Source organism: Actinomadura kijaniata NBRC 14229 (genome assembly GCF_001552175.1).
Lineage (GTDB): Bacteria > Actinomycetota > Actinomycetes > Streptosporangiales > Streptosporangiaceae > Spirillospora > Spirillospora kijaniata.
In genome coordinates this window covers 71746-96333 of the sequence record NZ_BCQR01000016.1, presented here as the reverse complement: position 1 = coordinate 96333, position 24588 = coordinate 71746, and the positions used below count along the sequence as shown (strand labels likewise).

Annotated in this window: 26 protein-coding genes; 11 read left to right on the top strand and 15 right to left on the bottom strand. The window is 72.0% G+C overall.

Annotated elements, in window-relative coordinates:
- Positions 1–415 precede the first annotated feature (415 nt).
- Together AKI01S_RS07055 and AKI01S_RS07050 are read right to left on the bottom strand one after the other, a co-directional pair.
- Positions 416–1075, bottom strand: a complete 660-nt coding sequence (locus tag AKI01S_RS07055) for a formylglycine-generating enzyme family protein (protein ID WP_067813058.1) — start codon at positions 1073–1075, stop codon at positions 416–418.
- 192 nt (positions 1076–1267) lie between these two features.
- Entirely contained in the window at positions 1268–1678 is a 411-nt protein-coding gene (locus AKI01S_RS07050) for a VOC family protein (protein WP_439951659.1), read from the bottom strand.
- Between the two features lie 176 nt (positions 1679–1854).
- Here AKI01S_RS07050 and AKI01S_RS07045 point away from each other — a divergent pair, with 176 nt between their 5' ends.
- The gene (locus AKI01S_RS07045) at positions 1855–2871 is read left to right on the top strand and encodes a helix-turn-helix transcriptional regulator (RefSeq protein ID WP_067813078.1); all 1017 of its coding nucleotides are present in this window, start codon (positions 1855–1857) and stop codon (positions 2869–2871) included.
- 477 nt (positions 2872–3348) lie between these two features.
- Here AKI01S_RS07045 and AKI01S_RS07040 read toward each other — a convergent pair whose 3' ends face one another.
- Together AKI01S_RS07040 and AKI01S_RS07035 are read right to left on the bottom strand one after the other, a co-directional pair.
- Positions 3349–3780 carry a hypothetical protein gene (locus tag AKI01S_RS07040; RefSeq protein ID WP_067813051.1) on the bottom strand — a complete coding sequence of 144 codons (432 nt, stop codon included), beginning with the start codon at positions 3778–3780 and terminating at the stop codon, positions 3349–3351.
- A 474-nt stretch (positions 3781–4254) separates the two neighbouring features.
- Positions 4255–4800, bottom strand: a complete 546-nt coding sequence (locus AKI01S_RS07035) for an RBBP9/YdeN family alpha/beta hydrolase (RefSeq protein WP_067813050.1) — start codon at positions 4798–4800, stop codon at positions 4255–4257.
- Positions 4801–4923: 123 nt separating this feature from the next.
- Between AKI01S_RS07035 and AKI01S_RS07030 the strand changes: the two genes are divergently transcribed.
- Positions 4924–5409, top strand: a complete 486-nt coding sequence (locus AKI01S_RS07030; RefSeq protein WP_067813047.1) for an Lrp/AsnC family transcriptional regulator — start codon at positions 4924–4926, stop codon at positions 5407–5409.
- Positions 5410–5536: 127 nt separating this feature from the next.
- On the opposite strand, the gene AKI01S_RS07025 is transcribed toward AKI01S_RS07030, so the two are convergent.
- Positions 5537–6037 carry a MarR family winged helix-turn-helix transcriptional regulator gene (locus AKI01S_RS07025; protein WP_067813044.1) on the bottom strand — a complete coding sequence of 167 codons (501 nt, stop codon included), beginning with the start codon at positions 6035–6037 and terminating at the stop codon, positions 5537–5539.
- A 106-nt stretch (positions 6038–6143) separates the two neighbouring features.
- On the opposite strand from AKI01S_RS07025, the gene AKI01S_RS07020 reads away from it, so the two are divergent.
- The 3 genes from AKI01S_RS07020 to AKI01S_RS07010 are packed head-to-tail and all read left to right on the top strand — an operon-like array spanning position 6144 to position 8769.
- Positions 6144–7100, top strand: coding sequence for an EamA family transporter (locus AKI01S_RS07020; protein ID WP_245681508.1), 957 nt, complete (start codon positions 6144–6146; stop codon positions 7098–7100).
- Positions 7101–7102: 2 nt separating this feature from the next.
- Positions 7103–7741, top strand: a complete 639-nt coding sequence (locus AKI01S_RS07015) for an NAD(P)-dependent oxidoreductase (RefSeq protein ID WP_067813076.1) — start codon at positions 7103–7105, stop codon at positions 7739–7741.
- 59 nt (positions 7742–7800) lie between these two features.
- Positions 7801–8769 (top strand): NHL repeat-containing protein, encoded by a 969-nt coding sequence (locus tag AKI01S_RS07010; RefSeq protein ID WP_067813041.1) that lies wholly within the window; start codon positions 7801–7803, stop codon positions 8767–8769.
- Positions 8770–8835: 66 nt separating this feature from the next.
- On the opposite strand, the gene AKI01S_RS07005 is transcribed toward AKI01S_RS07010, so the two are convergent.
- The 3 genes from AKI01S_RS07005 to AKI01S_RS06995 all read right to left on the bottom strand — a co-directional run bounded on the left by AKI01S_RS07005 (position 8836) and on the right by AKI01S_RS06995 (position 11510).
- On the bottom strand, positions 8836–10119 hold the full coding sequence (locus AKI01S_RS07005; RefSeq protein WP_067813034.1) for an APC family permease: 1284 nt from the start codon (positions 10117–10119) through the stop codon (positions 8836–8838).
- Between the two features lie 257 nt (positions 10120–10376).
- The gene (locus AKI01S_RS07000; protein WP_067813032.1) at positions 10377–10763 is read right to left on the bottom strand and encodes a VOC family protein; all 387 of its coding nucleotides are present in this window, start codon (positions 10761–10763) and stop codon (positions 10377–10379) included.
- Between the two features lie 21 nt (positions 10764–10784).
- Positions 10785–11510 (bottom strand): arsenate reductase/protein-tyrosine-phosphatase family protein, encoded by a 726-nt coding sequence (locus AKI01S_RS06995; RefSeq protein ID WP_245681507.1) that lies wholly within the window; start codon positions 11508–11510, stop codon positions 10785–10787.
- An 89-nt stretch (positions 11511–11599) separates the two neighbouring features.
- Between AKI01S_RS06995 and AKI01S_RS06990 the strand changes: the two genes are divergently transcribed.
- A complete protein-coding gene (locus AKI01S_RS06990; protein ID WP_218009582.1) occupies positions 11600–12577 on the top strand; it encodes a threonine ammonia-lyase in 978 nt (325 codons plus the stop codon).
- A 295-nt stretch (positions 12578–12872) separates the two neighbouring features.
- Here AKI01S_RS06990 and AKI01S_RS06985 read toward each other — a convergent pair whose 3' ends face one another.
- Entirely contained in the window at positions 12873–13787 is a 915-nt protein-coding gene (locus AKI01S_RS06985) for a WD40 repeat domain-containing protein (RefSeq protein WP_067813028.1), read from the bottom strand.
- A gap of 189 nt (positions 13788–13976) precedes the next feature.
- A complete protein-coding gene (locus AKI01S_RS06980; RefSeq protein WP_067813026.1) occupies positions 13977–15026 on the bottom strand; it encodes a LacI family DNA-binding transcriptional regulator in 1050 nt (349 codons plus the stop codon).
- Positions 15027–15062: 36 nt separating this feature from the next.
- Between AKI01S_RS06980 and AKI01S_RS06975 the strand changes: the two genes are divergently transcribed.
- On the top strand, positions 15063–16307 hold the full coding sequence (locus AKI01S_RS06975) for an MFS transporter (RefSeq protein WP_083999068.1): 1245 nt from the start codon (positions 15063–15065) through the stop codon (positions 16305–16307).
- Positions 16308–16578: 271 nt separating this feature from the next.
- On the opposite strand, the gene AKI01S_RS06970 is transcribed toward AKI01S_RS06975, so the two are convergent.
- The gene (locus AKI01S_RS06970) at positions 16579–18123 is read right to left on the bottom strand and encodes an MFS transporter (protein ID WP_083999066.1); all 1545 of its coding nucleotides are present in this window, start codon (positions 18121–18123) and stop codon (positions 16579–16581) included.
- 129 nt (positions 18124–18252) lie between these two features.
- Here AKI01S_RS06970 and AKI01S_RS06965 point away from each other — a divergent pair, with 129 nt between their 5' ends.
- The 3 genes from AKI01S_RS06965 to AKI01S_RS06955 all read left to right on the top strand — a co-directional run bounded on the left by AKI01S_RS06965 (position 18253) and on the right by AKI01S_RS06955 (position 20480).
- Positions 18253–18744, top strand: coding sequence for a MarR family winged helix-turn-helix transcriptional regulator (locus AKI01S_RS06965; RefSeq protein ID WP_067813024.1), 492 nt, complete (start codon positions 18253–18255; stop codon positions 18742–18744).
- A 290-nt stretch (positions 18745–19034) separates the two neighbouring features.
- Entirely contained in the window at positions 19035–19583 is a 549-nt protein-coding gene (locus AKI01S_RS06960) for a hypothetical protein (protein ID WP_067813023.1), read from the top strand.
- A 258-nt stretch (positions 19584–19841) separates the two neighbouring features.
- Positions 19842–20480, top strand: a complete 639-nt coding sequence (locus tag AKI01S_RS06955; RefSeq protein WP_067813022.1) for a class I SAM-dependent methyltransferase — start codon at positions 19842–19844, stop codon at positions 20478–20480.
- Positions 20481–20618: 138 nt separating this feature from the next.
- On the opposite strand, the gene AKI01S_RS06950 is transcribed toward AKI01S_RS06955, so the two are convergent.
- The 4 genes from AKI01S_RS06950 to AKI01S_RS54185 all read right to left on the bottom strand — a co-directional run bounded on the left by AKI01S_RS06950 (position 20619) and on the right by AKI01S_RS54185 (position 23532).
- Complete coding sequence (locus tag AKI01S_RS06950) at positions 20619–21290, bottom strand: alpha/beta fold hydrolase (protein ID WP_067813021.1); 672 nt, start codon at positions 21288–21290, stop codon at positions 20619–20621.
- 458 nt (positions 21291–21748) lie between these two features.
- Positions 21749–22249: a GNAT family N-acetyltransferase gene (locus AKI01S_RS06945; RefSeq protein ID WP_067813019.1), complete on the bottom strand. Its 501-nt coding sequence runs from the start codon at positions 22247–22249 to the stop codon at positions 21749–21751.
- Between the two features lie 188 nt (positions 22250–22437).
- Positions 22438–22623, bottom strand: a complete 186-nt coding sequence (locus AKI01S_RS06940) for a hypothetical protein (protein WP_067813018.1) — start codon at positions 22621–22623, stop codon at positions 22438–22440.
- Positions 22624–22833: 210 nt separating this feature from the next.
- Positions 22834–23532, bottom strand: coding sequence for a TetR family transcriptional regulator (locus tag AKI01S_RS54185; protein WP_169813919.1), 699 nt, complete (start codon positions 23530–23532; stop codon positions 22834–22836).
- A gap of 57 nt (positions 23533–23589) precedes the next feature.
- Between AKI01S_RS54185 and AKI01S_RS06930 the strand changes: the two genes are divergently transcribed.
- The gene (locus AKI01S_RS06930) at positions 23590–24477 is read left to right on the top strand and encodes an alpha/beta hydrolase (protein ID WP_369688706.1); all 888 of its coding nucleotides are present in this window, start codon (positions 23590–23592) and stop codon (positions 24475–24477) included.
- Positions 24478–24588 lie beyond the last annotated feature (111 nt).

Genomic DNA, 24588 nt, shown 5'->3' with positions numbered 1-24588 from the left:
AAAGAAACGCGACGGGGACCAGAGGGTACGGCGGAGGGGTTGCGCGAGGCTGCCAACAGATGTCCTTCCGAGGGCTCGCGGCGGACTGACGGCACGCACGCCGGACGACATCGCAGCCGATGTGAAGGAGGGATGTCGAGGGCAAGCGCGAAAGGGCAGCATAAAGCAATGTGCAGACAAATGTCCACACCTATATTGATTGTCAACCTCGATCCCGTAGTCAGGATCGCATGCCCACATGTAAATCGTCAAGCCGCACCCACAAAAGTCACGTGAAGGAAGACCTGAACCTCTGCTCGGCGGGGAGCGCACCCATCCCGGAGAGCGAGTTCATCCAGCCAGAGCACTCCGGCGTGGGCACGCCGGAGTGCGGCTCGGAGGCCGCCCGGTGAGCTGTCGAAGGGGAATGAGGCGGTCAGGGCCGAGGTGGCGGTGTGGAGCGTGCGATACGGAATCCCACGTCGTCGATCCGGAAGGTCGGATGACTGCGTCGCCGCACCGATGCCCTGCAGCTCCAGTGCTCGTCGGCCCATCCACCACCGCGCAGCACCCGGTAGGTGCCGTACACCTCGGCGTCGTAGACGTCCCAGCACCAGTCCCACGTGTTGCCCAGCATGTCGTACAGGCCCCAGGCGTTGGGTCGCTTGCCGCCGACAGGGTGAATCCGTCCACCCGAGTTGCCCTGGTACCAGGCGATCTCATCGAGCTGGCCGTATCGCGGGCCGGTGGTGCCCGCACGACAGGCATGCTCCCATTCGGCCTCGGTCGGCAGCCGGTATCCGTCTGCGGAGGTGTCCCATTCGGGTATCTGGGCGTCAGCGTGAAGGCGGTATGCGGGCGTCACTCCCTCGCGCCGGGACAGCGCGTTGCAGAACTGGACCGCGTCCCACCATGAGACGCCCTCAACGGGCAGCCGGTCGCCCTGGGCGCTGCTCGGCCGCTGACCGGTCACCTGCGCGTACCATGACTGCGTGACCGGGAACGCCGACATCTGGAACGGCGCGACCTCCACCGACCAGCTGGTCTGCGTCCGCCGGTCCGAGAGGGTCACTCGTCCCGGCGGAACGGCGACCATTCCGCCTCCTGCCCCCGCGTCCACAACAGATCATCCTACCGGCGCTTCCACCGCTCTAACGATCTTCCGGAAGGGGCGGATGCAGCATGGCGTCGGTCTCGTGCCCGCCGAGGCGTTCGTCTCCAACGTCTCGGCCGGCACTGACGACGGCTCACGACACCGCTCGGCTCACCGGTCGAGGCCGCAGGCGCTTCAGGACGCGTTGTACTCGCCGGCGACGTCCACGACCCAGGTGATGCCGAACCGGTCCTTCAGCATCCCGTAGAGGGGCGCCCACCGCGCGGGCGCCAGCGGTTGCAGAACGGTCGCGTCCTCGGAGAGCTTGTGCCAGTACTCGGTGATCTCCTCGGCCGTTTCGCCGCGGAGCGAGAGGAAGAACGCGTTCTCGCCCTGGTTCCACGGCGTGTGCGAGGGCACGTCGTAGGCCATCACGCGAAAACCGTTTCCGGCGGCCACCTGGCCCCACATCACCTGGTCCGCTTCGGAGGGGTCCTCGACGTTTCCGGCTTCCTTGTACGTGACCGTGACCAGGTCCCCGCCGAACACGGACTGGTAGAACGTGAGCGCTTCGCGGGCGTCGCCTCGGAAGTTCAGGTGGGTCACGGCGTTGACGGACATGAGCGCTCCTTCTCTTGCGGTTCCTCTCGCCCGCGCGGTCCTCGCACGAGGCGTTCCGGCCGCGGGGCCGATGGCGATCGGCTCGCCCGGCCCTGCTTGGTGATCACAGTCGCAGGGGAAGCGGCCAGGTCGTGGCCGCTTCTCGGGGCAATATGGCGGTCATGCCGAAGACTTCCGCGCGGTTGCTGCTGTTGTTGTCGCTGCTTCAGGCGCGCCGGGACTGGCCGGGGGCTCTGCTGGCCGAACGGCTGGACGTCAGCCCGCGCACCGTGCGCCGCGATGTGGACCGCCTGCGCGAGCTCGGCTATCCCGTCGTGGCCTTCAAGGGACCTGACGGCGGGTATCGGCTCGACGCCGGCGCGGAACTGCCCCCGTTGCTGTTCGACGACGAGCAGGCCGTCGCCCTGGCCGTGGCGCTCCAGATCGCCGCCACCTCTGGTGCCGGCGTCGAGGAGGGCGCGGCGCGGGCGCTGAACACCGTCCGGCAGGTCATGCCCGCACGCCTGCGCCGTCGTATCGACGCGCTCCGGGTCACCGCCATCGAGCGGCCCGCGCCCCGGCCGGGCCCACACGTCGACAGACGCGTGCTCGTGGCGCTCGGTGCCGCCGTTCACGCCCGTGAAGTGCTGCGGTTCGATTACCGCGCATCCCCACCCGGGGCGGACGACGGTGACGTGCCGGTCCCGCCGCGCCGGGTGCAGCCGCACCACCTCGTCACCTGGGGCGGACGCTGGTATCTCGTCGCCTGGGACCTCGACCGCGAGGACTGGCGCACCTTCCGAGCCGATCGGATCATCCCGCGCTCCCCCACGGGCCCCCGCTTCGCCCCGCGCGCGTTGCCCGGAGGCGAGGTGGCGGCCTTCGTGACCGGCAGGTTCCGGGGCTCCGACGGCTCCGGCGACTGGCCCTGCCGCGGCGAGGTCGTCCTCGGACTCCCCGCCGCCGTCGTGTCCCCTCACATCCGCGACGGAGTCGTCGAGGAACTGGGGCCGGACCGCTGCCGGCTCGTCCTGGGCTCGTGGTCGTGGACCGGTCTGGCCGCCGCCATCGGAAGGTTCGACGCCGACATCGAGGTCGTGGGCCCGGCCGAGCTCAAGGACGCCTTCGCGTCCCTGGCCCGCCGCTACGCCAACGCCGCCAACGCCGCCACCGGCGCGCCCGGTCCAGCCGACGGGTAGCGCGAAGATCTGAGGCGGTGCGGCCGGAGCCGACGGAGCAGGAGTCTGCTCGCGCCGCACCCACCCCATTTCCCCGGGCGGCGAGAGCGTAGGGCGCTTCCCGACGTGCGCGCCGCCCGTCAGCGCGCGGGTGGCGACGAGGACGCCGGACGCGGCGGCCGGGCGGCGGGTTCTTCAGCCTGGTTCCGGCCGTCGCGTTCGGCGTCTCGGGATGTCATGGTCCCGCGCGGATGAGGGCGGCTTCCGAAAGCTCCGCGGTCCCCGGCGCCGCGTGAGGGACGCGCGTCGGGCTCGCGCCGCCGTCGGCCCCTTGTAAGGCCGCAGGTCAGCGAGAGAGCTTCCTACCCGCGTGGAGATGACCCCGAGGTCCTTCGTTCCTTCGCCGTGAAGACGAGCGCTCCCCGCACGCGGGGCTCCCGGACGGCCGGAGCCGCTGAGCGGTGGAGTCCCGCCGGTGAGGTTTCCGAAGGCAGTGGCTCAGAGGAACAGATCGAGGGCACGCTCGACCAGGCGGAGGATGTCCTCGTCCTCCTCGTCGGTGTCCTCCTCGTCGCCCAGTTCGGCGTCGCTGGCCTGGTCGCGAGTGGTGTCGTCCGGTTTGTGGCCGGTCTCGTCCGGGCCGTGGGAGGCCTTGCTCAGGTCGTGGTGGGGCGTGTCCAGGCCGCGGTCGGGGCCGCCCAGGCCGCGGTTGATCCCGTCCAGGGTCTGGTGCAGGGGCCTGTGCACCCCCTCCACCAGGGTGGACATGCACTTCACCTGGTTCTCGTCGACGGCGGGCAGGTCCACCTTCATCGTCCGGTGGAGGTCCTCGGGGAACGCGGAACAGAGCTCCAGCGAGGTGGATGGGTCGACGGAATCGGCGGCCGCCGGCGCGCTCAGCGCGCCGAGCGCCATGGCCGTCGCGGCCACCGTGATTCCTGCTGTCCTGGCGACCTGGCCCGTCAAGGCCGGTTTGATCACACTCATGGGTACCTCCGGTGATCGACGTTCGTGCCGCCACCATAGATGATCATGCGCGATCGGTTGATCACTCTCCGTGCCGACGGCGTGTTGTCGTCCGGTGAGCCGTTCGCGCCCCCGCGGCAACCTCACGACCAGGCCCTTTCGGGACGGGTTCCGCCTCTGGCGCGGACCCCGGACCCGGTCCGGCACCGCGGCGGACAGCATGCGGTCACCGCCATGTCGCGGGGCTTCCCGGATCTTGAGGCCGGGTTCACCGGCCCGCGGTGGGCCGACGTCACCGTGCTCGGCGGCGAAACCCGGGGACCCGCGCGAGGGCCTGAGTGGGGTCGCGGTCCTCACCGTCCCCCCAGGCCGTCCTGCTGAGCCTGCGATTGAGCGTGCGATGGGTCGGGGCGACGGCGCGTTCCGCGCGGTGGCCGATCACTGCCGGGTCAGCGAGTCCAGGAGCTCCCGGCCGTGCGGCCATGCGCCCAGGCCGCTGGCGGAGTTGAGGTGCCCGCACGCGCCGGCCAGGTGCCATCGCGCCGTCCACCGGGCCGCGAGGTCGCGGGCCGTCTCGGGTGTGCAGTACGGATCGTCGGCGCTGCCCACCACCAGGGCCGGGCACGGCAACGGTCGTGCCGACACCTCGGCGAACGTCGCGGCCGCCTCGCGCGGGAACGCCGGTCCTCGCGGATCGGGCGGCGCGACCAGGAACGCGCCCGCCGGGCTCGACGGGTTGGCGTTCAACCAGGTGGACGCCGCCCAGCAGCCCAGGCTGTGGGCCACCAGCACGACCTGGCCGTCCCGCCGGGAGGCATCGTCGTAGGCCCTCTGGACGGCGCCGACCCAGTCGTCCAGATCGGGGGCGGACCACGAGGCGGGAGCGATCCTGACCGCCGCGGCACCCCACCGCCGCTCCCACAGGGTCTGCCAGTGCTGTTCGCCGGAGCCGTCGATGCCGGGGATGATGACGTACGCGACCATGGACTGCCACCGTTTCATTCGCCGCCCCCTGCGGTTCCGGGGACGCCTGGAGCAGATTGTGCGGGAAGCGGCGGAACGGTGACAGCGGCGCAAGTGATCTCAAAGAAGACGGCGGGCACAACGATGGAATCACTCGACCGGATCGACCGGGACATCCTCGCCCTGCTCCAGGCCGAGGGACGGTTGACCGGTGCCGAGGTGGGCCGCCGTGTCGGGCTCTCGCAGCCCGCGGCCAGCGCGCGCATCCAACGGCTGGAGAAGAGCGGCGTCATCACCGGCTACAGGGCCGTCGTCGATCCGGTGGCGCTCGGTCTGAACATTCACGCGGTCGTCCGGCTGCGCACCACGCACGCCCAGCTCGCCCGCGCCCTGGACTTCGCTTCCCGGACCCCCGAGGTCGCCTCCGTCCTGCGTGTCACCGGGGAGGACTGCCTCATCTTCGAGGTCCACTGCCCGCAGGCGGGACGGCTTGAGGAGGTCGTCGACGCGCTGGCCCGTTACGGTCCGGTCACCACGTCGCTCGTGCTCCGCGCCTACCCCGGGAAGCCGCTGACCGGCACCACGACAGCGACGCGATGCCCCACGAGACCGGCCGGACGACCGACCTGAGCCGCACCGTCACCGCCCAGCGCCCCGCCGCCCCTCCCCCGCGGGTTCGGATCCGGTGCGCCACGATGGCCGCGGCTCCGGCCTGCGGCCGGTCCTCTGCGGCGGCCCGCGCCTTCGCGAGGGTGTCCTAGCTGATCGCGGTGTCGTCCAGTGACTCCAGGAGACCGCGCAGCAGGCCGGTCAGCAGGTCCCGTTCCCGTGGGGCCAGCGTGGCGAGCAGGCGCTTCTCGTTCGCCACGTGCGGCTCCAGGATCTCGTCGACCATCGCGCGGCCCTCGTCGGTCAGGCGGACGCGCACGGAACGCCGGTCCTCCTCGTCGGGCACGCGTTCGACGAGTCCCCGGGCCGCCAGCCGGTCGATCCGGTTGGTGATGGCGCCGGAGGTCACCATGGCGGCCCGGTTGAGCGCGCCCGCCGTCAGCTCGTAGGGCGGCCCGGACCGGCGGAGGGTGGCCAGAACGTCGAACTCCCAGCGTTCCAGGCCGTACCCGGCGAAGAAGTCCTTCAGCTCCCGGTCCAGCAGCCGGGCCAGCCGGGTGATCCGCCCGACGACGCCCATGGGCCAGACGTCGATGCCGGGGCGTTCCTTCTGCCACTGGGCGAGGATCTGGTCCACCGCGTCGCTCATCGGCGGCCTCTCTCAGCGTAAACAATCTCAACGTTGACCAACTTGACGATGAGCATACTCCCATGCTGTTATCTCAATGTTGAGATTCTTAATGAGGAGTGATCTGTTGGACGTCTTCAAGGCCCGGCGCGGCGGTTCCCCGCCGAACGTCCGTGACCTGGCCCTCACCGCGCTGGCCCCGCTCACGTGGGGTTCGACCTACGCCGTCACCACCGAGTTCCTGCCGCCGGGGCGTCCGCTGTTCACCGCGGTGATGCGGGTGCTGCCGGCCGGTCTGGCGCTGTTCGCCGTCACGCGGGTCCTCCCGCGCGGCGCGTGGCTGTGGCGCTCGGCGGTGCTCGGCGCGCTGAACATCGGGGCGTTCACCCCGCTGCTGTTCCTGGCCGCCTACCGGCTGCCCGGCGGGGTCGCGGCGGTGCTCGCCGCGGTCGGTCCGCTGTTCGCGCTGGCGTTCGCGGCCCTGCTGCTCGCCGAACGGCCGACCCCGCGCGGGCTGCTGGCCGGTCTCACGGGGCTGGCCGGGGTGGCGCTCGTGGTCCTGCGCGCCGACGCGCGGCTCGACACCGTCGGCGTGCTGGCCGGGCTGGCCGGGGCCGCGCTGCTGTCGGCGGGCACCGTGCTCACCAAGCGCTGGGGCCGTCCCGAGGGGGTGGGCCCGCTGGCCTTCACCGCCTGGCAGTTGACCGTCGGTGGGCTGCTGCTCGTCCCGGTCGCGCTGCTCGCCGAGGGCGCGCCCCCCGCCCTGGACGGACGCGCCGCCGGCGGCTACCTGTACCTCGGAGCGATCGGCACGGCCGCCGCGTACTGGCTGTGGTTCCGGGGCATCTCCCGCCTGCCCGCCACCTCGGTGGCCTTCCTGCTGCTGCTCAGCCCGCTGTCCGCGGCCGTCATCGGCTGGGCCGCGCTCGGCCAGGCCCTGACCCCGCTGCAGCTGCTCGGCATGGCCCTCGCCCTCGGCGGCACCCTGGCCGGCCAGCGCCCGGCCCGGCCGCGCCCCCGGCCGCCGGGCCCGGGGACCCCGACCACCGCGGACGCTCTCGTCACGACATCGAGGAGTTCATGATCATGCGTATCACCGTGTTCGGAGCGGCCGGCGGCGTCGGCGCCCGGGTGGTGGCCGAGGCGCTGTCGCGCGGCCACCAGGTCACCGCCGTCGTACGGGACCCGGCCCGGTTCCGGGAACTGCCCGCCGCGGCCCTCCACCGCACCGGAGACGCACGCGACCCCGAGCAGGTGGCCGCCCTCGCCGCCGGCCAGGACGTGGTGGTCACCGCGACCCGGCCGGTGCCGGGCCGGGAGCCCGAGCTGGCCATGGCCACCAAGGCGCTGCTGGCCGGGCTGGCCGGGACCGGCGTGCGGCTGCTCGTCGTCGGCGGCGCCGCGACCCTGACCGTCCCCGGCAGGGGCGGCATGACGGTGGTCGAGGACCCGGCGCTCCCGGCCGAGATCCGCGACATCGCGCTCGCGTGCGCCGACCAGCACGCGGTCTGCCGCGCCGAGACCGAGGTGGACTGGGCGTACCTGAGCCCCCCGGCGCTGCTGGAACCCGGCGAGCGCACCGGCGCGTACCGGCTGGGAGCCGACGAGCTGCTCGTCGACGCCCGGGGCGAGTCCCGGATCTCCATCGAGGACTTCGCGGTCGCCCTGCTGGACGAGGCCGAGCGGCCCCGGCACCACCGGACCCGTTTCACGGTCGCCTACTGACCCCCTGCTAACCCCCCTCCTAACCCCCTACGACCTCGCGGAGCAGAGGAGAACGCATCATGCGACGCCACAAGACGACGGCCGTGCTGGTGCTCGGGCTGGTCGCCACGATGAGCGCACCGGCGCGGGCGGACGCCGACCGCCCCGCCCCCGACCGGCACACCCCCGGCCCGCGCCCCGGCCCGGCGGTCGCGCCGACCACGATCCGGCTTCCGAACGGGTTCCGTCCCGAGGGCATCGCGATCGGGCCCGGCCCGGTGGCCTACTTCGGCTCCATGGCCGACGGCTCCCTCTACCGCGCCGACCTGCGCACCGGACGCGGCGCGATCTTCAGTCGCGGGCCCGGCACACCGTCCCTCGGGATGAAGACCGACGGGCGCGGGCGGCTGTTCGTGGCGGGCGGCACGGGCGGTGACGCGCGGGTCGTCGACGTCCGCACCGGCCGGGTGCTGGCCTCCTACCGGCTGGCCAGCGGCCCGGCGTTCGTCAACGACGTCATCATCGCCCGGGGCGCGGTGTGGATCACCGACTCCACCAACCCGGTGCTCTACAAGCTGCCGCTGCGCGGGGGGCGGCTGCCCGCCGCCGCGGTGCGGATCCCGCTGACCGGCGACCTGGTGTACGGGCCCGGCTTCAATGCCAACGGCATCACGCCGACCCCGGACGGCCGGGGCCTGCTCGTCGTGCAGTCCAACACCGGCGGGCTGTTTCGCGTCGACCCGGCGACCGGCGCGACCCGCCGGGTGGACCTGCGCGGCGAGTCGCTGCCGGAGGGCGACGGCCTGTTGCTGCGCGGCCGGACGCTGTTCGCGGTGCAGAACCGGCGCAACGTCGTGGCCGTCCTGCGGCTGAACGCGGCGGGGACCGAGGGACGCGTCGTCCGGCGGGTGGGCGATGACCGGTTCGACGTGCCGGCGACCGTGGCCGCGTTCGGCTCCCGGCTGTACCTCCCCAACGCCCGTTTCGACGCGCCGGACCCCCAGCGCACGTGGTACAACGCCGTCGCCATCCCCGACCCCGAGCGGTGACCGGTCCGCGGGGGTCTTCTCGGTCCCCGTCCGGCGGTGACGCGCGCCGCCCGCCCGCCACCGGTTTCACCGGCGGGTGAGGCGGTTTCGGATGGCGTAGAGGGCGGCACCGAGGGCGATGACCGCGGCGCCGGTGAGGATCGACGGCCAGGGCAGGGTGAGGGCCAGCAGCAGGCAGCCGAGGAGGCCGATGGCGGGGATCGCTCGCGGCGGCCGGTTCTCGGCGGGGGTCAGGGTCCAGGCCGAGGCGTTGGCGATGGCGTAGTAGAGCAGGACGCCGAAGGAGGAGAACCCGATCGCCGAACGCAGGTCGGCGGTCGCGGCGGCGACGGCGACGACCGCGCCGACGGCCAGTTCGGCGCGGTGGGGAACCTGGAAACGGGGGTGCACCGCGGCCAGCGCGTGCGGCAGGTGCCGGTCGCGGGCCATGGCCAGGGTCATGCGGGACACCCCGAGGATCAGCGCGAGCAGCGACCCCAGCGCGGCGACCGCCGCCGCGACGCGGACGGCCGGTTCGAGGGGGCCGAGGCCGGTGGCGTGCGCCAGGTCCGACAGCGGCGCCGTCGCCGCGGCCAGCCGTTGCGGGCCCAGCACGCTCAGCGCGGCCACCGCGACCGCGGCGTACACCACGAGGGTGATCCCCAGTGCGAGCGGGATCGCCCGGGGAAGGGTGCGTGCCGGGTCGCGGACCTCCTCGCCCAGGGTGGCGATGCGCGCGTATCCGGCGAAGGCGAAGAACAGCAGCCCGGCGGCCTGCAGGACGCCGGTGGCGGTGGTGCCGGCGCCGACCTCCAGGCGGGTCCAGTCGGCCCCGCCGGTGGTGAACGACGCGACGGCGACGGCGGCGAGGACCGCGAGGACCACGGCGACGATGGCCTGGGTCAGCCGGGCCGACTTCTGCACGCCGCTGTAGTTCACCGCGGTCAGCAGCGCCACCGCTCCCACCGCGACGGCGTGCGCGTGCTCGGGCCAGAGGTAGGTGCCGACGGTCAGCGCCATCGCGGCGCAGGAGGCGGTCTTGCCGACCACGAAGCTCCAGCCCGCCAGATAACCCCAGAACGGGCCCAGGCGTTCGCGGCCGTAGACGTAGGTTCCCCCCGAGGCGGGGTAGCGGGCCGCCAGCCGCGCCGAGGAGGTCGCGTTGCAGTAGGCGACCACCGCCGCGATCGCCAGCCCGAGCAGCAGTCCCGACCCGGCCGCGCGTGCGGCGGGCGCGAACGCGGCGAAGACCCCCGCGCCGATCATCGAGCCCAGCCCGATGACGACGGCGTCGGCGAGGCCGAGCCGCCGGCCCAGTGCGGGCGGAGCGCTCGCCGCCCCGTTCGGTCCGGCCGAGACGTTCTTGGTCAAAGGGGACTCCTCACAGCCTGCGTTCTCGGGGAGGACGGGCGCGCCCTCGCGGTGTTTCCCGGCGGCGTCGGACGCTGTCGGCGAACCGCGGGACCTGGTGTCGTGCCATCTGCGGTTGCAGGTCGGGCTCGGATGCTTGACCTGACGGGACCTTCGGCGCTGGATTCTTCGACGCCGAGACGAGCGCCGGGCAGCGAGCGGGAGCATGGCCACCGGGGCGGCGGTCGTCCTTCGGGCGGCTTGGCGGCATGGGGTTGTCAGCGGGGCGCGGGCTGGAACAGCTCGATGAGGTTGCCGGCGGGGTCGGCGAGCAGGATCTGGCGTCCGCCGGGGCCGGACACCGGCTCGCTTCGGAAGGTCAGCCCGGCGCCGCGGAGGCGGTCGATCTCGGCGTCGAGGTCGTCGACGACGAGGTGGATGCGGTTGCGGCCGGCGGTGGCGGCGTCGCCGGGCGTGGCGCGGGCGCCGGAGGAGGCCGGCCCGGACAGCAGCAGCCGCAGCGCGCCGCGCCTGACGTCGGCGAAGGCGGGCGTGGCGTCGAAGGCGAGGGTGAAGCCGAGGTGGGTGGTGTAGAAGTCGACGGCCGCCCGCACGTCCTCGGTGAGGTAGCGGACGCTGGCCGGTTCGCGCGTCGGGGTCGTCATGGTCAGCCCTCCTTGTCGCGGTCACAGGGGCAGGAATGCGATACGGGTGTCGAGTTCCTTGGCGACACGCTGGAACTCGGGGTAGGTCGCGCGGTCGGTGTCCCCGGCGGCGGACGGGTCGGGCAGGCTCCAGTGCGCCGTGGCGGCCGGTCCGTGGTCACGAGGGATCTCGCGGATCCTGTCGCACAAGGTGATCACGTGGTCGAAGCGCCGTCCGGCGAGCGCGTCCAGTGACCGCGGCCGCCGGGGCTGGAGGTCGATGCCGTAGTCCTCGCGCAGGACCCGCACCGCGTTCGGGTGCAGCCGCGGCGCGGGGTGGCTGCCCGCGCTGGTGACCCGGACGCCCTCGACGCGGTGCCGCAGCAGCGCCTCGGCCATCGGGGAACGCGCGCTGTTGCCGGTGCACAGGAACAGCACCGAGCCCTTCTTCGCCACCGCGCGGTTCGCGGGCGCCAGCGCCGGGTGCAGGGCGGTGGCCGCGTCGCCGAACGCGCTCGCGCAGCGGGCCAGGTCGAGGTGGTAGTAGGTGTCGCGGCCGTCGAAGTTGCTGCGGCGCGCGGTGACCAGCCCGGCCTTGCGCAGCAGCCGCAGGTGGTAGGAGACCAGGTTCTGTGGTTCGCCGACGGCGGCGACCAGCTCCCGTACCCGCCGGTCGCTGGACGCCAGCTCGGTCATCAGGGCCCAGCGCAGCGGGTGCGCCGCCATGCGCATCAGCAGCGGGATCGGCACTCGGTCGGGCGTCCTCACCTCCACCACATTACATCAAGCCAATTTGATTCAAAATAGTTTGATGTGTTTCCGGGCGGTGGCCGCCGGGGGCACTACGCTGCCGTGTCGTGGAGACGCGCCTCGACACCGCCCGGATCCGGGCGGCCCGCCAGATGATCGATCCGCTTTTCCTCGACACCCCGCTGTACCGCTGCGAGGCGCTGGAGCCCGACCTCGGGTGCGCGGTGAGCATCAAGCTGGAGACGGCGAACCCGGTCCGCAGTTTCAAGGCCCGCGGCACCGAGGTGGTCACGAGCCTGCTCGCCGGCAGCGGCTCGCGGGCCGCGGTGTGCGCCAGCGCGGGCAACCTCGGCCAGGCCCTCGCCTGGTCCGGCCGCCGCCGGGGTCTCGACATCACCGTCGTTGCGTCCCGCTCCGCGCCGACGGCCAAGCTCGAGCGCATCCGCGCGTTGGACGCCGGGTTGGAGCTGGTGGACGGCGACTTCGACATGGCCCGCGAGCGGGCGGCGGAAATCGCGCGGCACGAGGGCGTCCGGCTGGTCGAGGACAGCCTGGACATCGAGACCTGCGAGGGCGCGGCGACCATCGGCCTGGAACTGGTGGACGCCGCGCCCTCGTTCGACGCCGTCCTGATCGCTCTTGGCGGCGGGGCGCTGGCCACCGGCGTGGGGCATGTGGTGAAGGCCCTGGCCCCCAGGGTCGAGGTGATCTGCGTCCAGCCGCTGGGCGCACCGGCGATGACGCGCTCGTGGCGTCAACGGCGCGTCGTCACCACCGACTCGACCGACACCATCGCCGACGGTGTCGCCGGCCGGCGTCCCATCCCGGCCGTCCTGGACGACCTGCTGCTGGTCGCCGACGACGCCGTTCTGGTCCAGGAGGCGTCGATCATCGCCGGTATGCGGATGCTCCTCGACCGCGCGGGCCTCGTCGTCGAGCCGTCGGCCGCGCTCGGCGTCGCGGCGATCCTGGAGGACCGTGACCGCTTCGCCGGCCGGCACGTGGCCACCATCGTGTGCGGCGGCAACGTCGACATCGACGCCTATCACCGCTGGATCGGCGTGGCTCCCATCCGCGAGCCCTGAGGCCTGCCCCTCGTTGGCGCCGGGGCAGGGCCGGAGATCACCGCTGGCCGCCGCCTCCTGTCCCCCCCAAGAACGCCCGTGGGTTCTGCACTGGTATACCCATTCCGGATTCCAGGCGCTGGCCGCCGTCGGCCTGACCGTGGCCGCGGTCACCGACGTTCACGGAAACCCGGCCCCCGCCGACGCCGCCGACCTGTGCTTCCATCTCCGTCCCATCGCCTGAGCGCTTCCGCCTCCAAGGCGCAGACGTCGCGGTGGGCTGTACGACGAAGAGGAGCGACCCGGGTACGGCGAGTCAGGCGGGTGCTCCCCGCCCGTCGTGGTCCAGCAACCAGGCGATGATTTCGACGGGCTGGCTCTGGGCCGTGACCAACGTGCGGCCGTCGGGCGTGAAGGCGGCCGCCTGGACGTCCGGGTCCTCCGGCCGACGCCGCCACAGCGCCCTGCCTTGACGGTCGATCACCACGGCGGTCTCCCCCGAGGTGAACAGGGCGCGCGGACCGTCCGGTGACCAGACCACGGCCCGGCATCCGCCCTCGGCCGCCACGCGCCCGGCGGACCGCCCGAGGAGCTCGATGCCGCCGTCGCCGCCGACGGCGATCGTGTCGCCCTCGGGAGAGAGCGCGAGCGCCCCGACGCCGGGCAGGGTCGTGGGGTACCGCTCCACGATCTCCCCGCCGGGCAGCCCGCGCACCAGCACCTCGCCCTCGGGGCCGACAAGGACGAGCCGGGTGCCGGAACGATCCAGCGCAGCGCCCCTCCTGGCGGTCGTGACCGCCGTGGAGACGAGGTCGCCGGTTCGGGCGTCGGCCACCACGACGGTCCGTTCCGCCGGTCCGTCCCGGAAGGCAGCGGAGCCCACCGCCACGACCAGCCTCCCGTCCCCGCTGAAGCCGACATGGTCATACCCCTGCTCACCGGGGCCGTCCGGCCACGATCCCGCGGCCCACACCCGTTCCGTCCCCGGGAGACGCCGGACGACCACCTGCCGGTCGAAGTAGGGCTCCCACTCGCCCCGGCGGCGCCGTTCCCACCAGCGCAAGGGCATGGGGCGCCGTCCCGGCCAGCCGGCCAGGTCCTCGACCAGCGCCCGGACCTCGACCAGCGCCCGGACCTCGTCCCCCGGCAGGGTCTCGGCGTGACGCGTGATCTCCCGCCACGCCTCGAAGGCGCGATCGTCGCCGGCCATGGCCCGCCACTGCTCGATCACCGGCGATGTCTCCTGGGGTGCGCGGATCCGTCCGGCTCCCAGCCTTCCACGCAGATGATCCCCGGAGTTCCACCATCGCCCTCATCCGGAATGAACGTGCGGAGCGGGCCGCTTCGCGCCGAAGACGGTGGGGCCGAAGACGGTGGGCCGGGCGTCGAACGTGGCGATCGTGTCGCGCTCGCGAACCGGTCACCGGCGTGTGCTGGCTCTGCGGACGATGGACCAGGGCGCGGTCCGGGAGTCCGGTTCCTGCCCGAGCGCGGCGTGCGCGCACGCCGCGCCCTGGTCGCGCAGTGACTGCGCGACCGTCGTCAGCCCGAGCCGCGCCGCCACCGCCGCGTCGTCCCATCCGGTCACCGCCACCTCCTCCGGGATGGCGCGACCGGCGGCGCGGATCGCGTGGACGACCCCGGCCGCCTGCTGGTCGCTCATCGCGGCGATCGCGTCGGGCGGCTCGGCGGACGCCAGCAGGGCCGCCGCGGCCCGCTCGGCCTCGGCCGCGTCGTTGCGGGCGCACACCGCGACGGCCACGTCGCGCCAGGCGATGCCGGCGTCCTCGGCCGCCCGCCGGTAGCCCTCCAGCCGCTCCCGCGTCACCGGGAACCGCACCTGCGTGATGTCCGCGCCGCCGACGATCGCGCTGGTCCGGTCCCGGGACAGCGGGAAGCTCACTATCGCCGGGCGTTCGGCGCCCGCGAACGCGACGGCGCCCACCGCGTGCGCCGCGGCGCGGTTGTCGATGCCCACCAGCCCCATCCCGTGGACGGCCGGTCCGCCGTGGACCACCGCGGGACGCTTCATCGCCCGGACGGCCGCCAGGACCGGATCGTCGTCGGATGTGGTCCAGACGATGAACCCGTCGACGGCGGCGCTTTTGATCCGCTGGACGTCGTCGGCGGCGCCGGTGATCGGCAAGATGGTCATGCCGTAGCCGTGACCCGCGCAGACGTCGGCGATCCCGGCCAGGAAGGACACCGCCTCGGGGTCCTCGAACGCGTAGCTCAGGTGCTCGCCCATCACGACACCGAGCGTGCGGGTGCTGCCCCGGCGCAGCGACCGGGCGCTGGGGTCGGGGCCGGCGTATCCCAGCTGGGCGGCCGCGGCGAGCACCTTCGACCGGGCCTGGTCCGATACCCGGCTCGGCCGGTTGTAGGTGTAGGAGGCGGTCATGACCGACACGCCGGCCAGCTCGGCCACCTGCGCGAGGGTCACCCGCTTCGGGCCCGCGGACGATTCCATGAGGGCCAGCCTAGCGGGTTGTGTATCGTTACACACATGAAGTGGACTCCTGTCGGCCCGTCGCGCCGCATGGTCGTTTCGTCGGTGGTGGCCTTCGCCGCCTTCGGCGCGTTCTGGGGGGTGTGGGGCGCCTCCGTGCCGCGGGTCCAGCACCAGGCCGGCGTCGATGACGGCCGGCTCGGGCTGGCGCTGCTGTTCGTGGGCGCGGGGGCCCTTCCCGCGATGCTGCTGGTGGGCCGGGCGCTCGACCGGTGGGGGCTGCGGGTCACGGCCGTGGCCATCGCCGCCCTCGGCGGCGCCGGCGCCGCCTTGGCGCTGAGCGCGGTGAACCTGGTGGTCCTGTGCGCCGGGCTGGCCCTGGTCGGCGCCACCAGCGGAGCGGCGGACGTGGCCATGAACGCGGTCGCCGGACGGGCCGAGAAGGTCGCCGGCCGGCCCGTCATCACCCGCGCCCACGGCGTCTTCTCCAGCCTGGTGGTCCTGGCGAGCCTCGCCACCGGGCTGGCGTCGGCCGCGTCGCTGCCGTTGGCGGTCCCGTTCGCGGCCGTGGCGATCGTCTGCCTGGTGGCGGGCGTCCTCCTGGTCAAGGCGCTGCCCGCCGGTGCCACCGAGCCGGGACACGAGCGCGCTCCGGCGGCGGATCCGGCGCCGTCCGACCGGCGCAGGACCGTCCCGTTCCTGCTCATCGGGGCGCTGGGCGCGCTGGCGTTCGCCGGCGAGAACGCGCACCAGAGTTGGAGCGCGGTCTTCGCGCATGGCGAGCTGCGGTCCGGGACGGGGCTGAGCGCCGTCGCGCCCGCGGTGTTCGCCGGGACGGTGGCGTTCACGCGGTTCGCCCTCGGCGGTCTCCAGGCCGCCCACGCCCGCGCCGTCCTCCTGGCGGGTGCGGCGACCGCCGCGGCCGGGGCGGTCCTCATCGCCGTCTCCCCCACGCTGTTGGTCGCGGGCCTGGGTCTCGCGGTGGCCGCCGCCGGGACCGCGGTGCTGTTTCCGACCCTGCTCGGCATCGTCTCGCGCAACGTCGAGGAGTCCCGCCGTGGCCGCGCGACGTCGGTCGTCACGACCGTGTCCTACCTGGGGTTCCTCCTTGGCCCGGTCTATGTCGGGCTGTGGGCTGACGCCGTGGGACTGCGCGGGGCCATGGTCGCGGTCGCGGGCCTCGCGGTCGCCTTGTTCGTCCTCGCTCCGGTGCTGCTCCGCCTCAGCGGCTTCGGCGGTCCGGCTGAACGCGGAGCGGCGACCGACGACGAGGAGATCCGCCGGGCCGCCCTGCGCGGGTAGGCCGCTCCTCGTCAAGGCGTGGCGACGACGGTCTGCCCGTCGCTCGCGCAGCCCGCGCCGGCACGTTTTCGTCTGCTGCGCAGCAGGCTCGTGCGGAGCCGGGGTCCGCGTCCCGCCAGCCACCGAAGCGGCGGGTTCGGCGAGCCCCTCCCCTGGCCTTCCGCAGGGAGCCCACACCGCCCGCACGGTATGGTCCGCGGTCCCGTGGCGCGCGATCGCCAGCCGGTCTGCCCCCGGCGCCGTCGTGCGTCGTCCACCGGGGGCAGTGCGCTCACCTGCTAGGTCCCGTTTCCTCGGTACCGGGATCGTGGTCGTCCGGCACGTTGGTTCGGTTGTGCGCGGGGGCGCACGTCTGGGGTGCGTTCGCCCGCTTGGGGAGCAGGAACATGAGTGCGGCCGCGGCGATGTAGCAGGTGGCCTGCCAGGGCAGAATCGTGGTCAGGGCGTCGCCGTAGGCGATGCGGCTGGGGGCTCCACCGGCCATGGAGTCCTCCAGCCGGGTGAAGAACACGATGCCGAGCACGGCGACACCGAGCGCGTTGCCGATCTGGGTGACGGTGGTGAGGACCCCGCCCGAGGCACCGGCGTCCTTGGCGGGGACACCGGCGAGCACCACGTTGATCAGGGACGGGGCGGTGAGCCCCAGGCCCAGGCCTCCCAGGAACAGCGGCGCGGCCAGCGCCCAGTAGGAGGGGTCGGCGCCGGCGCGGACCACGAGGAGCAGGACGAGCTGGGACGCGGCCAGGACCAGCGCGCCGGACACCAGCAGCGCGCGGCCGACGCGGTGGGCGAGCTGGACGCCGATCCCCGAGGTGATGATCGAGCCGATGGCGTAGGGCAGGATCACCAGACCGGTGTCGAGCGCGGTGCGGGCGGTGCCGAGCTGGAGGTAGAGGGACAGCAGCAGGAAGTAGGAGCCGAGCGCCCCGAAGAACAGCAAAGAAGCGAGCAGGCCACCGGCGAAGGCCCGGACGCGAAGCAGGGCGGGGTCGAGGATGGGCTGCCCTCCGGCGGCGGCCAGCCGCCGTTCCCGGACCAGGAACAGCGCCGTCACCGGCACCACCAGCGCCAGGAGGGCGAAGCCCCACCAGGGCCAGCCCCACTCGCGCCCCTGCACCAGGGGCAGGAGCAGCAGCACCGCGGCGGTGGCGGCCAGGGCGGCGCCGGGCAGGTCCAGCCGGGCGCCGCCGGGCGCGCGGGACTCGGGCATGAAGCGGGCTCCCACGATCAGCCCGATGACCGCGATCGGCACGTTCACCCAGAAGATCGCCCGCCAGCCCAAGCCGAGCAGGTCGGCCTCGACCAGGACCCCGCCGAGCAGCGGCCCGGCCACCGAGGCCAGGCCGAGCACGGCGCCGTAGGCGCCGAGCGCCCTGGCGCGCGCGCCGGGTTCGAACGAAGCCCGGATGATGCCGAACACCTGCGGGATCATCAGCCCGCCGCCCAGTCCCTGCGCGACCCGCATGCCGATCAGCGCGCCGGGGTCGGGCGCCAGCCCGCAGCCTGCCGAGGCCAGCAGGAACGCGGCCAGCCCGAGCAGGAAGACGCGGCGGCGGCCGAACTGGTCGCCGATACGGCCGCCGGTGATCAGGCCGGCTCCGACGGCCAGCGTGTACCCGGCGACGATCCATTGCAGCGCGGCCTCGCCGGCGTGCAGGTCCGCGGCGATCGCCGCGGCCGCCACACTGACGATCGTGGCGTCGAGGAGCTCCATGAAGGCCGCGAGGAGGATCACGGCCAGGACGGCGGCCGCCGCGCGTCCCGACAGCGGGGCGGGGGCCGTCGCGTCGCGATGGAGTGGTGGGGAGGTGGGCATGCTGGGTCGCGCTCCTTGGAGGGAAGGGGATGCGGTAATATCGCTGCATCACACAGATGCTGCGCCACACAGAGAACATAGCGCAAAATCTCTGCGCGACGCAGCAAGTTGGAGAGGCGAGGGACCACCATGACGAAGCCGGACCCGACGAGGGAGACACTGCTCGCCGAACTGCTCACCGAAGCGGTGCCCGGCTGGGCGATCCGGGTCGTGCAGCTCAACAGCCTCGTCGCCGACCGGCTGGGCGTCACCGACACCGACGTGCAGTGCCTGCACGTCCTGGGACGTCACGGCCCGACGACCCCGGGCGTTCTGGCCAAGCACGTGAACCTCACGACCGGATCGGCCTCACGCATGATCGACCGGCTCGTCGCCGCAGGCTGCGTCCGACGGGTACCCGACCCCGACGACCGCCGCCGGGTCCTCATCGAACCGACCCGGGAAGGCCTTGAGCGAGTGACCGCCGCCTACTCCGGACTCATCTCCCGCACCCGGGACGACCTCGACGACTTCGACGAAGCGGCGCTCACCACCCTCCTGCGATTCATCAGAAGCGCCGAGCACAGCACCGCCGCCGAGATCCACCGCCTCCAATCCACGCCCGACCAAGATTCGAAGTAGCTGCGCGTCACGGCCTGCGGCTCGCGGCACCGGCGCCTGGAGAGCCCTCCAACGAGACCTCGACGCAGGCCAGACGGTGCGATGACGCACGCCGCACCCCGACTGCGGCCACCGGAACGGAGACATGCCCCTGCTGGCCGATAGGGCGAGTCTCCACCCCGATGTCGTGCGATGAACGGCATCAGATGAGACGCGCGCGTCCACGCCCAGAACGCCTACCGCTGGGGCTCATCTGCGTGAGATCGTCATGCAGAAGTGGATGCCGCGAGGTCGTTGAGGGCGGCGATGGCATGAAGGTCGTACTGGCGTCGGTGGTGATTGCGGCCTTCGCGATCCTTCACCTCCAGGACTACGACGACGACCGGTTGCCCATCGACTCAGTCACCGCCGGCGACCGCCCCTCACCCACCCTGTTTCCCGACGGACCAGGATTCACCTATCGGATGTCGGCCGGACAGGCGATCGATTCCACCTACAGGATGCCGCGCCTGAAACGGCGGTGGGCTGATCGGCTCAACGCCCGCTCCTACTACCTGTACGGCGCCGTGGAATTCCGCACCGACCGGCCCTGCGCGTCCAACGCCCGTATCGAGTGGCGGCTGAGCAGACAGCAGGATCGGCTACCGCTGACCCATCAGGTTCAGTTCACCGCCCTCAGCGTGGACCGGGAATCCCTGCGACTGACCGTGCGCCTGAACTCGCCCGACCCGTGCACCGGAACCCTGCGGTTCCGCCGCCCCATGGTGGCGAACGCCCCGCCCTACAGAGACGGCGAGACCCGACAATCCCCCACGCTCAAAACCGTTGACCTCAGCCGTTGGGGCGGACCCTCCGCATGACCTGCTCCAGTCAGCTTGCTCACCACTGGCGGCAGGGTGAGTTGGCGCAGGCAATCGACCCACACATGCGGAGACCGGGCGCTCATGGCGTTCATGAGGGACCCCTGCCAGCCAGAGATGGGATGTCCCAGAGCCCGTCCTCACAACCGGGTGAGCGACTATCCGCGTACTTTGGTCCTGCTCACGATGGCTGGCCCTTTCAGAGCAGCACAACGGGCTCCATGTCGCACAACCTGGACCAATGCGAAGATCAAGTCCATGAATCCGTTCGCCTGGGATCACAACGCGTACTACCAGCGGTTGCTGCTTCGTGAAGTTCCCGAGGGTGCAGCACGTGTGCTGGACGTCGGATGCGGTGCCGGCTCACTGGCCACCCGCCTGGCGCGTCATGCGAACCATGTGGACGCAATCGACTCCTCAGCCGAGATGATCAAGGCGGCCCGGCGGCAGACACCCGCCAACGTGCGATGCGAGCTCGCCGACGTCATGGAGCACCCTCTCCCAGAGGCCGAGTACGATGCGGTGCTCTCACTGACGGTGCTGCACCACCTACCACTGGAACAGGCACTGGAACGGCTCTCCCGAACAGTGCGGCCAGGCGGGATCCTTGCGGCTGTGGCGTCGCCGCGGACAGACCTCCCGCGAGACCTGCCGGTCGAGCTCCTGGCTGTCACCAGCCAGCAAGCTTTCGGCCTTGCGTTCACCACTCTGAGACGGCTCACCAGCCGCGAGTGGTACCGCTTCGAAGACACCCACGACCAGATGCCCAAGTGCTTCGGCCCCACCCTCTCAACGGCACAGGTTCGGTCGGTAGCCGCCAAGGTGCTACCCGGAAGCCAGGTACGCCGCCTGGTCTACTGGCGGTACCTGCTGCGGTGGCGACGGCCCCAACTCTGAAAAGCGCACCACGAATCCAGGAAATCGGTGCCGTACGGTTCATACTGTGGGGACCGCTACTTGGCGTTCAACACACCCTTGAGCCCTCCCCCTGGGCCAATCAACGGCTCCCTGAACTGACAGCGAGCCGGGCACGCCTCAGCCGATGAGGTCCGCGCGGCGCGCCGCTTGCGCGACCAGCGCACCGGCCAGGCCACCACGCCGAAACGGAAAGTTGTGCGCCCCCGGCACGGTGACGGACCAACCATCCGGAGCGGCCGCGGTGAGCTGATCAACCCACATCTGCGGCGCAAAACCGTCATGCTCACCACGAACCAGCAGGACCGGGCAGCCGACACTCGCTATGGTCCGCTCAGGCGCATCCTGCCACGCGGACCTCAGAAGCCGAGCCAACTGCCGATAACCACCACGCACGTAATACGGCACCGTGGCCGGCAGCAGCCTGGGCGTCTCATGACGAAGCGCACCAGCACATCCGCGCAGCACGCCCAGAACCCGCCGCTGTTCCGGTGGGAACGTCGGCCCCATCAGCACCAAAGCCTGCACCCGCTCCGCACGCCGAGCAGCCACCTGCAGCGCGACCTGGGCACCGGTGGAGTGACCGACGAGAACGACCGGCTCGTCCTCCGCCACCACCTCGAGCCACGCGGCCACCGTGCCGGCGATCGAGCCGATCTCGGCAGGACAGGGACGTGGCGGCCCATGCCCGAAGCCAGGCACATCCAGCAGAAACGAGCGAGCCCAGCCAGCGCAACCGGAGAGCGCGTCCAGCAAATAGCCCAGCGCGCCCAACCCCGGCACTATGACCACCAGCGGCCCGCCGGAATGCTCTCGACCGCTCTCCAGGCTACGAACGCCGCCATCCCACCGAACGCGATGCGGCCGCCGCCCCTCCCCCACCGATCGAGCTCCTTTCAACGATTCGCATGAGCTACCTCGGGCAAGCTCACTCAAACCTGCCGAGTGGTCAGCTCACGCTTTTGCCGGTCGTTGGAGAGGGCTGTGGTCAGGAAGCGATTTGGCTTTAGAAACAAGCACCTTGACATTGTAAGGTAGACACTGAAAGCCCAGTCACCTTCTCTCGCCGTGCTCGCCCACGCCTTCCTCACCCTGGGATCGCTTCGACAGGACAGATCGACCAGGCAGCCGCAGCCACTCAGGCTCCTCCCCTGGCCCGAACCGCCACCACAGTGGTGTCATGAACCGCCTCGTTCTGGTGCGGCTGCCCATGCCCCTCCCCTAACTCCTAGCCGTCGAGTTGGGGCGTCTCAGCGGTCGGCGACCTGCTTGACGTAGCGGTGGCTGGGGACGGAGATGGGGCCGGTTGGGCCGGGTGCCTTGTGGTCGAACAGGCCTTGGTCGGTCCACCCCTGCCGTTCGTAGAAGCGGCGGGCGCGCCCGTTGCCGGCCACGACCGCCAGCCACGCCTGGTCATGGCCGTTCTCGCGGACCAGCCGTTCGGCTTCGGCCAGCAGCACCGTTGCCACCCTCGACCCACGGTGGTGGCTCGCGACATAGACCTGTTCCACTTCGTCATCGACGACCATGACGAATCCGGCGACCTGGTCGTCGATGACCGCGACCACCGTGTCCTCAACGCGCTGGGCGGCGCGTGCAGAGAACGACTGCGGGGTACGCGCCGCGGTCAGCTCATCGGGGACATTGCCGAGATGGGCGTCGCGCCAGCCCTGTCGCCAGATGTCCGCCACCGCCTCGGCGTCGTTGGGAACCGCAGGACGGAGCGTGATGGGGTATTCGGGGATAGACATTGCTTCACCGTAGCCAGTTTCACAATGGCCCCACCGACCTGCGCGAAAGCGAACGGCGGGTCATGTGTCGGGCGAGTCGCCATCTGATGGCGGACGTGGCCGTCGCCGAGCGGTTCCGGTGCCGCAGGTGTGCCTGGGCCTTTGAGGCTCGGTGCTCGTCACGCTGGCTGCCGCGACGAGCACCGCGGTCACTGCTCGTCGTCCTGCCCCATGGAACCTGGACCGCTCGCGCCGGTCCCGTCGGCGTCGTCACCGCCTCCCCCGGCACCGCCCGCGCCGCCGTCGGGCTGGACGGTGTCACGGACGGGCGGCTGCGCCTCGCCACCGACGAGTCCCAGTTCGTTGTCGTCGGGCTCCTGCGGCCGCCGTTCCATCGCATGCTCCTTCGTCGGGCCGGCCCCTGGACGAGCCGGTCGCGGAGGCCATACCCGCGGCACCCCAAGGCAGGGCAGGGTGCGGGGATCGGTCCTGCCACCAGCGGGCAAACACCTCTGCCGGGTCGCGAGGCGGTGCTCAAGCGCCGACGGCACCCGGTTGGAGGAGAACGCGCCGCTCGCGACTCGTCTCAAAACCTTGTCTCAAAATCAAGTTTTGAGAATGCGGTAGGCAGTGGCGCGGGAGACACCGAAGCGGGCGGCGATCTCCTCGGCCGTGTGACCCGACGCGTGCAGGGCGCGCGCCTGCTCGATCTGGTCCTCGCTCAACGCCGCCGGCCGCCCCCCGCCGCGCCCTCGCGACCGGGGCGGCGGAGGCGGCGAGTCCAGCAGCGCCCACGCGCCGTCCAGAATGAGGCGCCGGAGCTTTTGCGCCGGCACATGGTGGAAGGCCACGATCGGATCCCCCAGGCCCGCCACCACCTGCGCGGCGCGGACGCGCTGCTCCAGCCGCCGGTCGGGTCCGCAGACCAGGTCGTTCGCCAGCAGCAGGATGGCCTTGAAGCGCTCGGCCACGGGGGCCTGGACCAGCAGCGTCATGTCCCGGACGAGCATGACCAGGGTGTGCCGGTGCCGGAGGCTGACGTCCACGTACCCCTCGATGGCCTTCCGGCGAACGGTCTCCGGATCCCCGTGCCGCTCCGCCTCGGCGAGCGTCGCCTCCAGCTCGTCCAGTACGGGGAGCGTGAGGTTCTGCAGGATCTCGTCCTTCGACGCGAAGTGGTAGTAGAGGGCGGCCTTGGTGATGCCGACCTTCTGCGCGATCGCCTGCATCGAGGTCGCGCGGTAACCGTGTTCGGCGAACAGCTCGCCCGCCGCGTCCAGGATCCGTCGTGGCGTCTCGTTCATCATCCTCCCTTACCGGGAGTCTAGCGAGCTGCTAGCCTGCTGACCGTCGGTAAGTGGATGAAGGGAGCGGTCATGGGCGATCGCGTAACGTTCGGTTCCGGATGCGTGGGACGCCTCTTCACCCCGGGAGACGGTATGCAGCGGGTTCCCTGCGTGGTCCTCTGCCACGGGTTCAGCGGAACGATGGACCGCCTCCTCCCCCACGCCGAGAGCTTCGCCGCCGCCGGGCTGGCGGCCCTGGTCTTCGACTACCGCAACTTCGGCGAGAGCGCCGGGGAGCCCCGGCAGCTCGTCGACATCGACGGCCAGCAGGAGGACATCCGTTCGGCGGTCGCGTTCATCCGCGGACACGGGCGGATCGACCCGGACCGCGTCCTGCTCTGGGGCAACTCGCTCGGAGGAGCACACGCCATCAACGTCGCCGCCGACGATCCGCGCATCGCCGCCGTGGTTGCGCAGATCCCGTTCAACGGTTTCCCCCGCAAGGTCGAGGGCCGGTCGGCCTGGTCCACGTTCCGGCTCCAGGCCGCCATCCTGTGGGACGCCCTGCGCGGCCGGCTCGGGTTGAGCCCGTACTACATTCCCATGATCGGCGCGCCCGGCGAGATGGCCGTGACCGCGACGGCCGAGGCCGAGCAGCACATCAGGACCCTCGCCGGGGAGAACGGGCAGACCCTCTGGCGCAACCGCGTCGCGCCCCGCGCGTTCCTGCGCATGGCGCGCTACCGCCCGGCGCCCGAACGTCTCCGCGCGCCGCTCCTCGTCTGCATCGCGGCCGAAGACCACGAGACGCCCGAGGAGACGACCCGCGTCCTCGCCGACCGTGCGCCCGCCGGTGAGCTGAGGCGTTACCCGGGAACGCATTTCAGCTTCTACAACGACCCCGCGATCAGGGACAAGGCCCTGGCTGACCAGATCGCGTTCTTCGTCGCTCAGACCGGCTGACGCGCCATGCCACGCGGAGAGCCGCGACACGGGTTTCTTGGGCCCGTCAAAGGCGGTCCGCGAACGCGCCACCACGGCCATTCAGGTCGGACAGCAAGTTTCCCCTGGTAG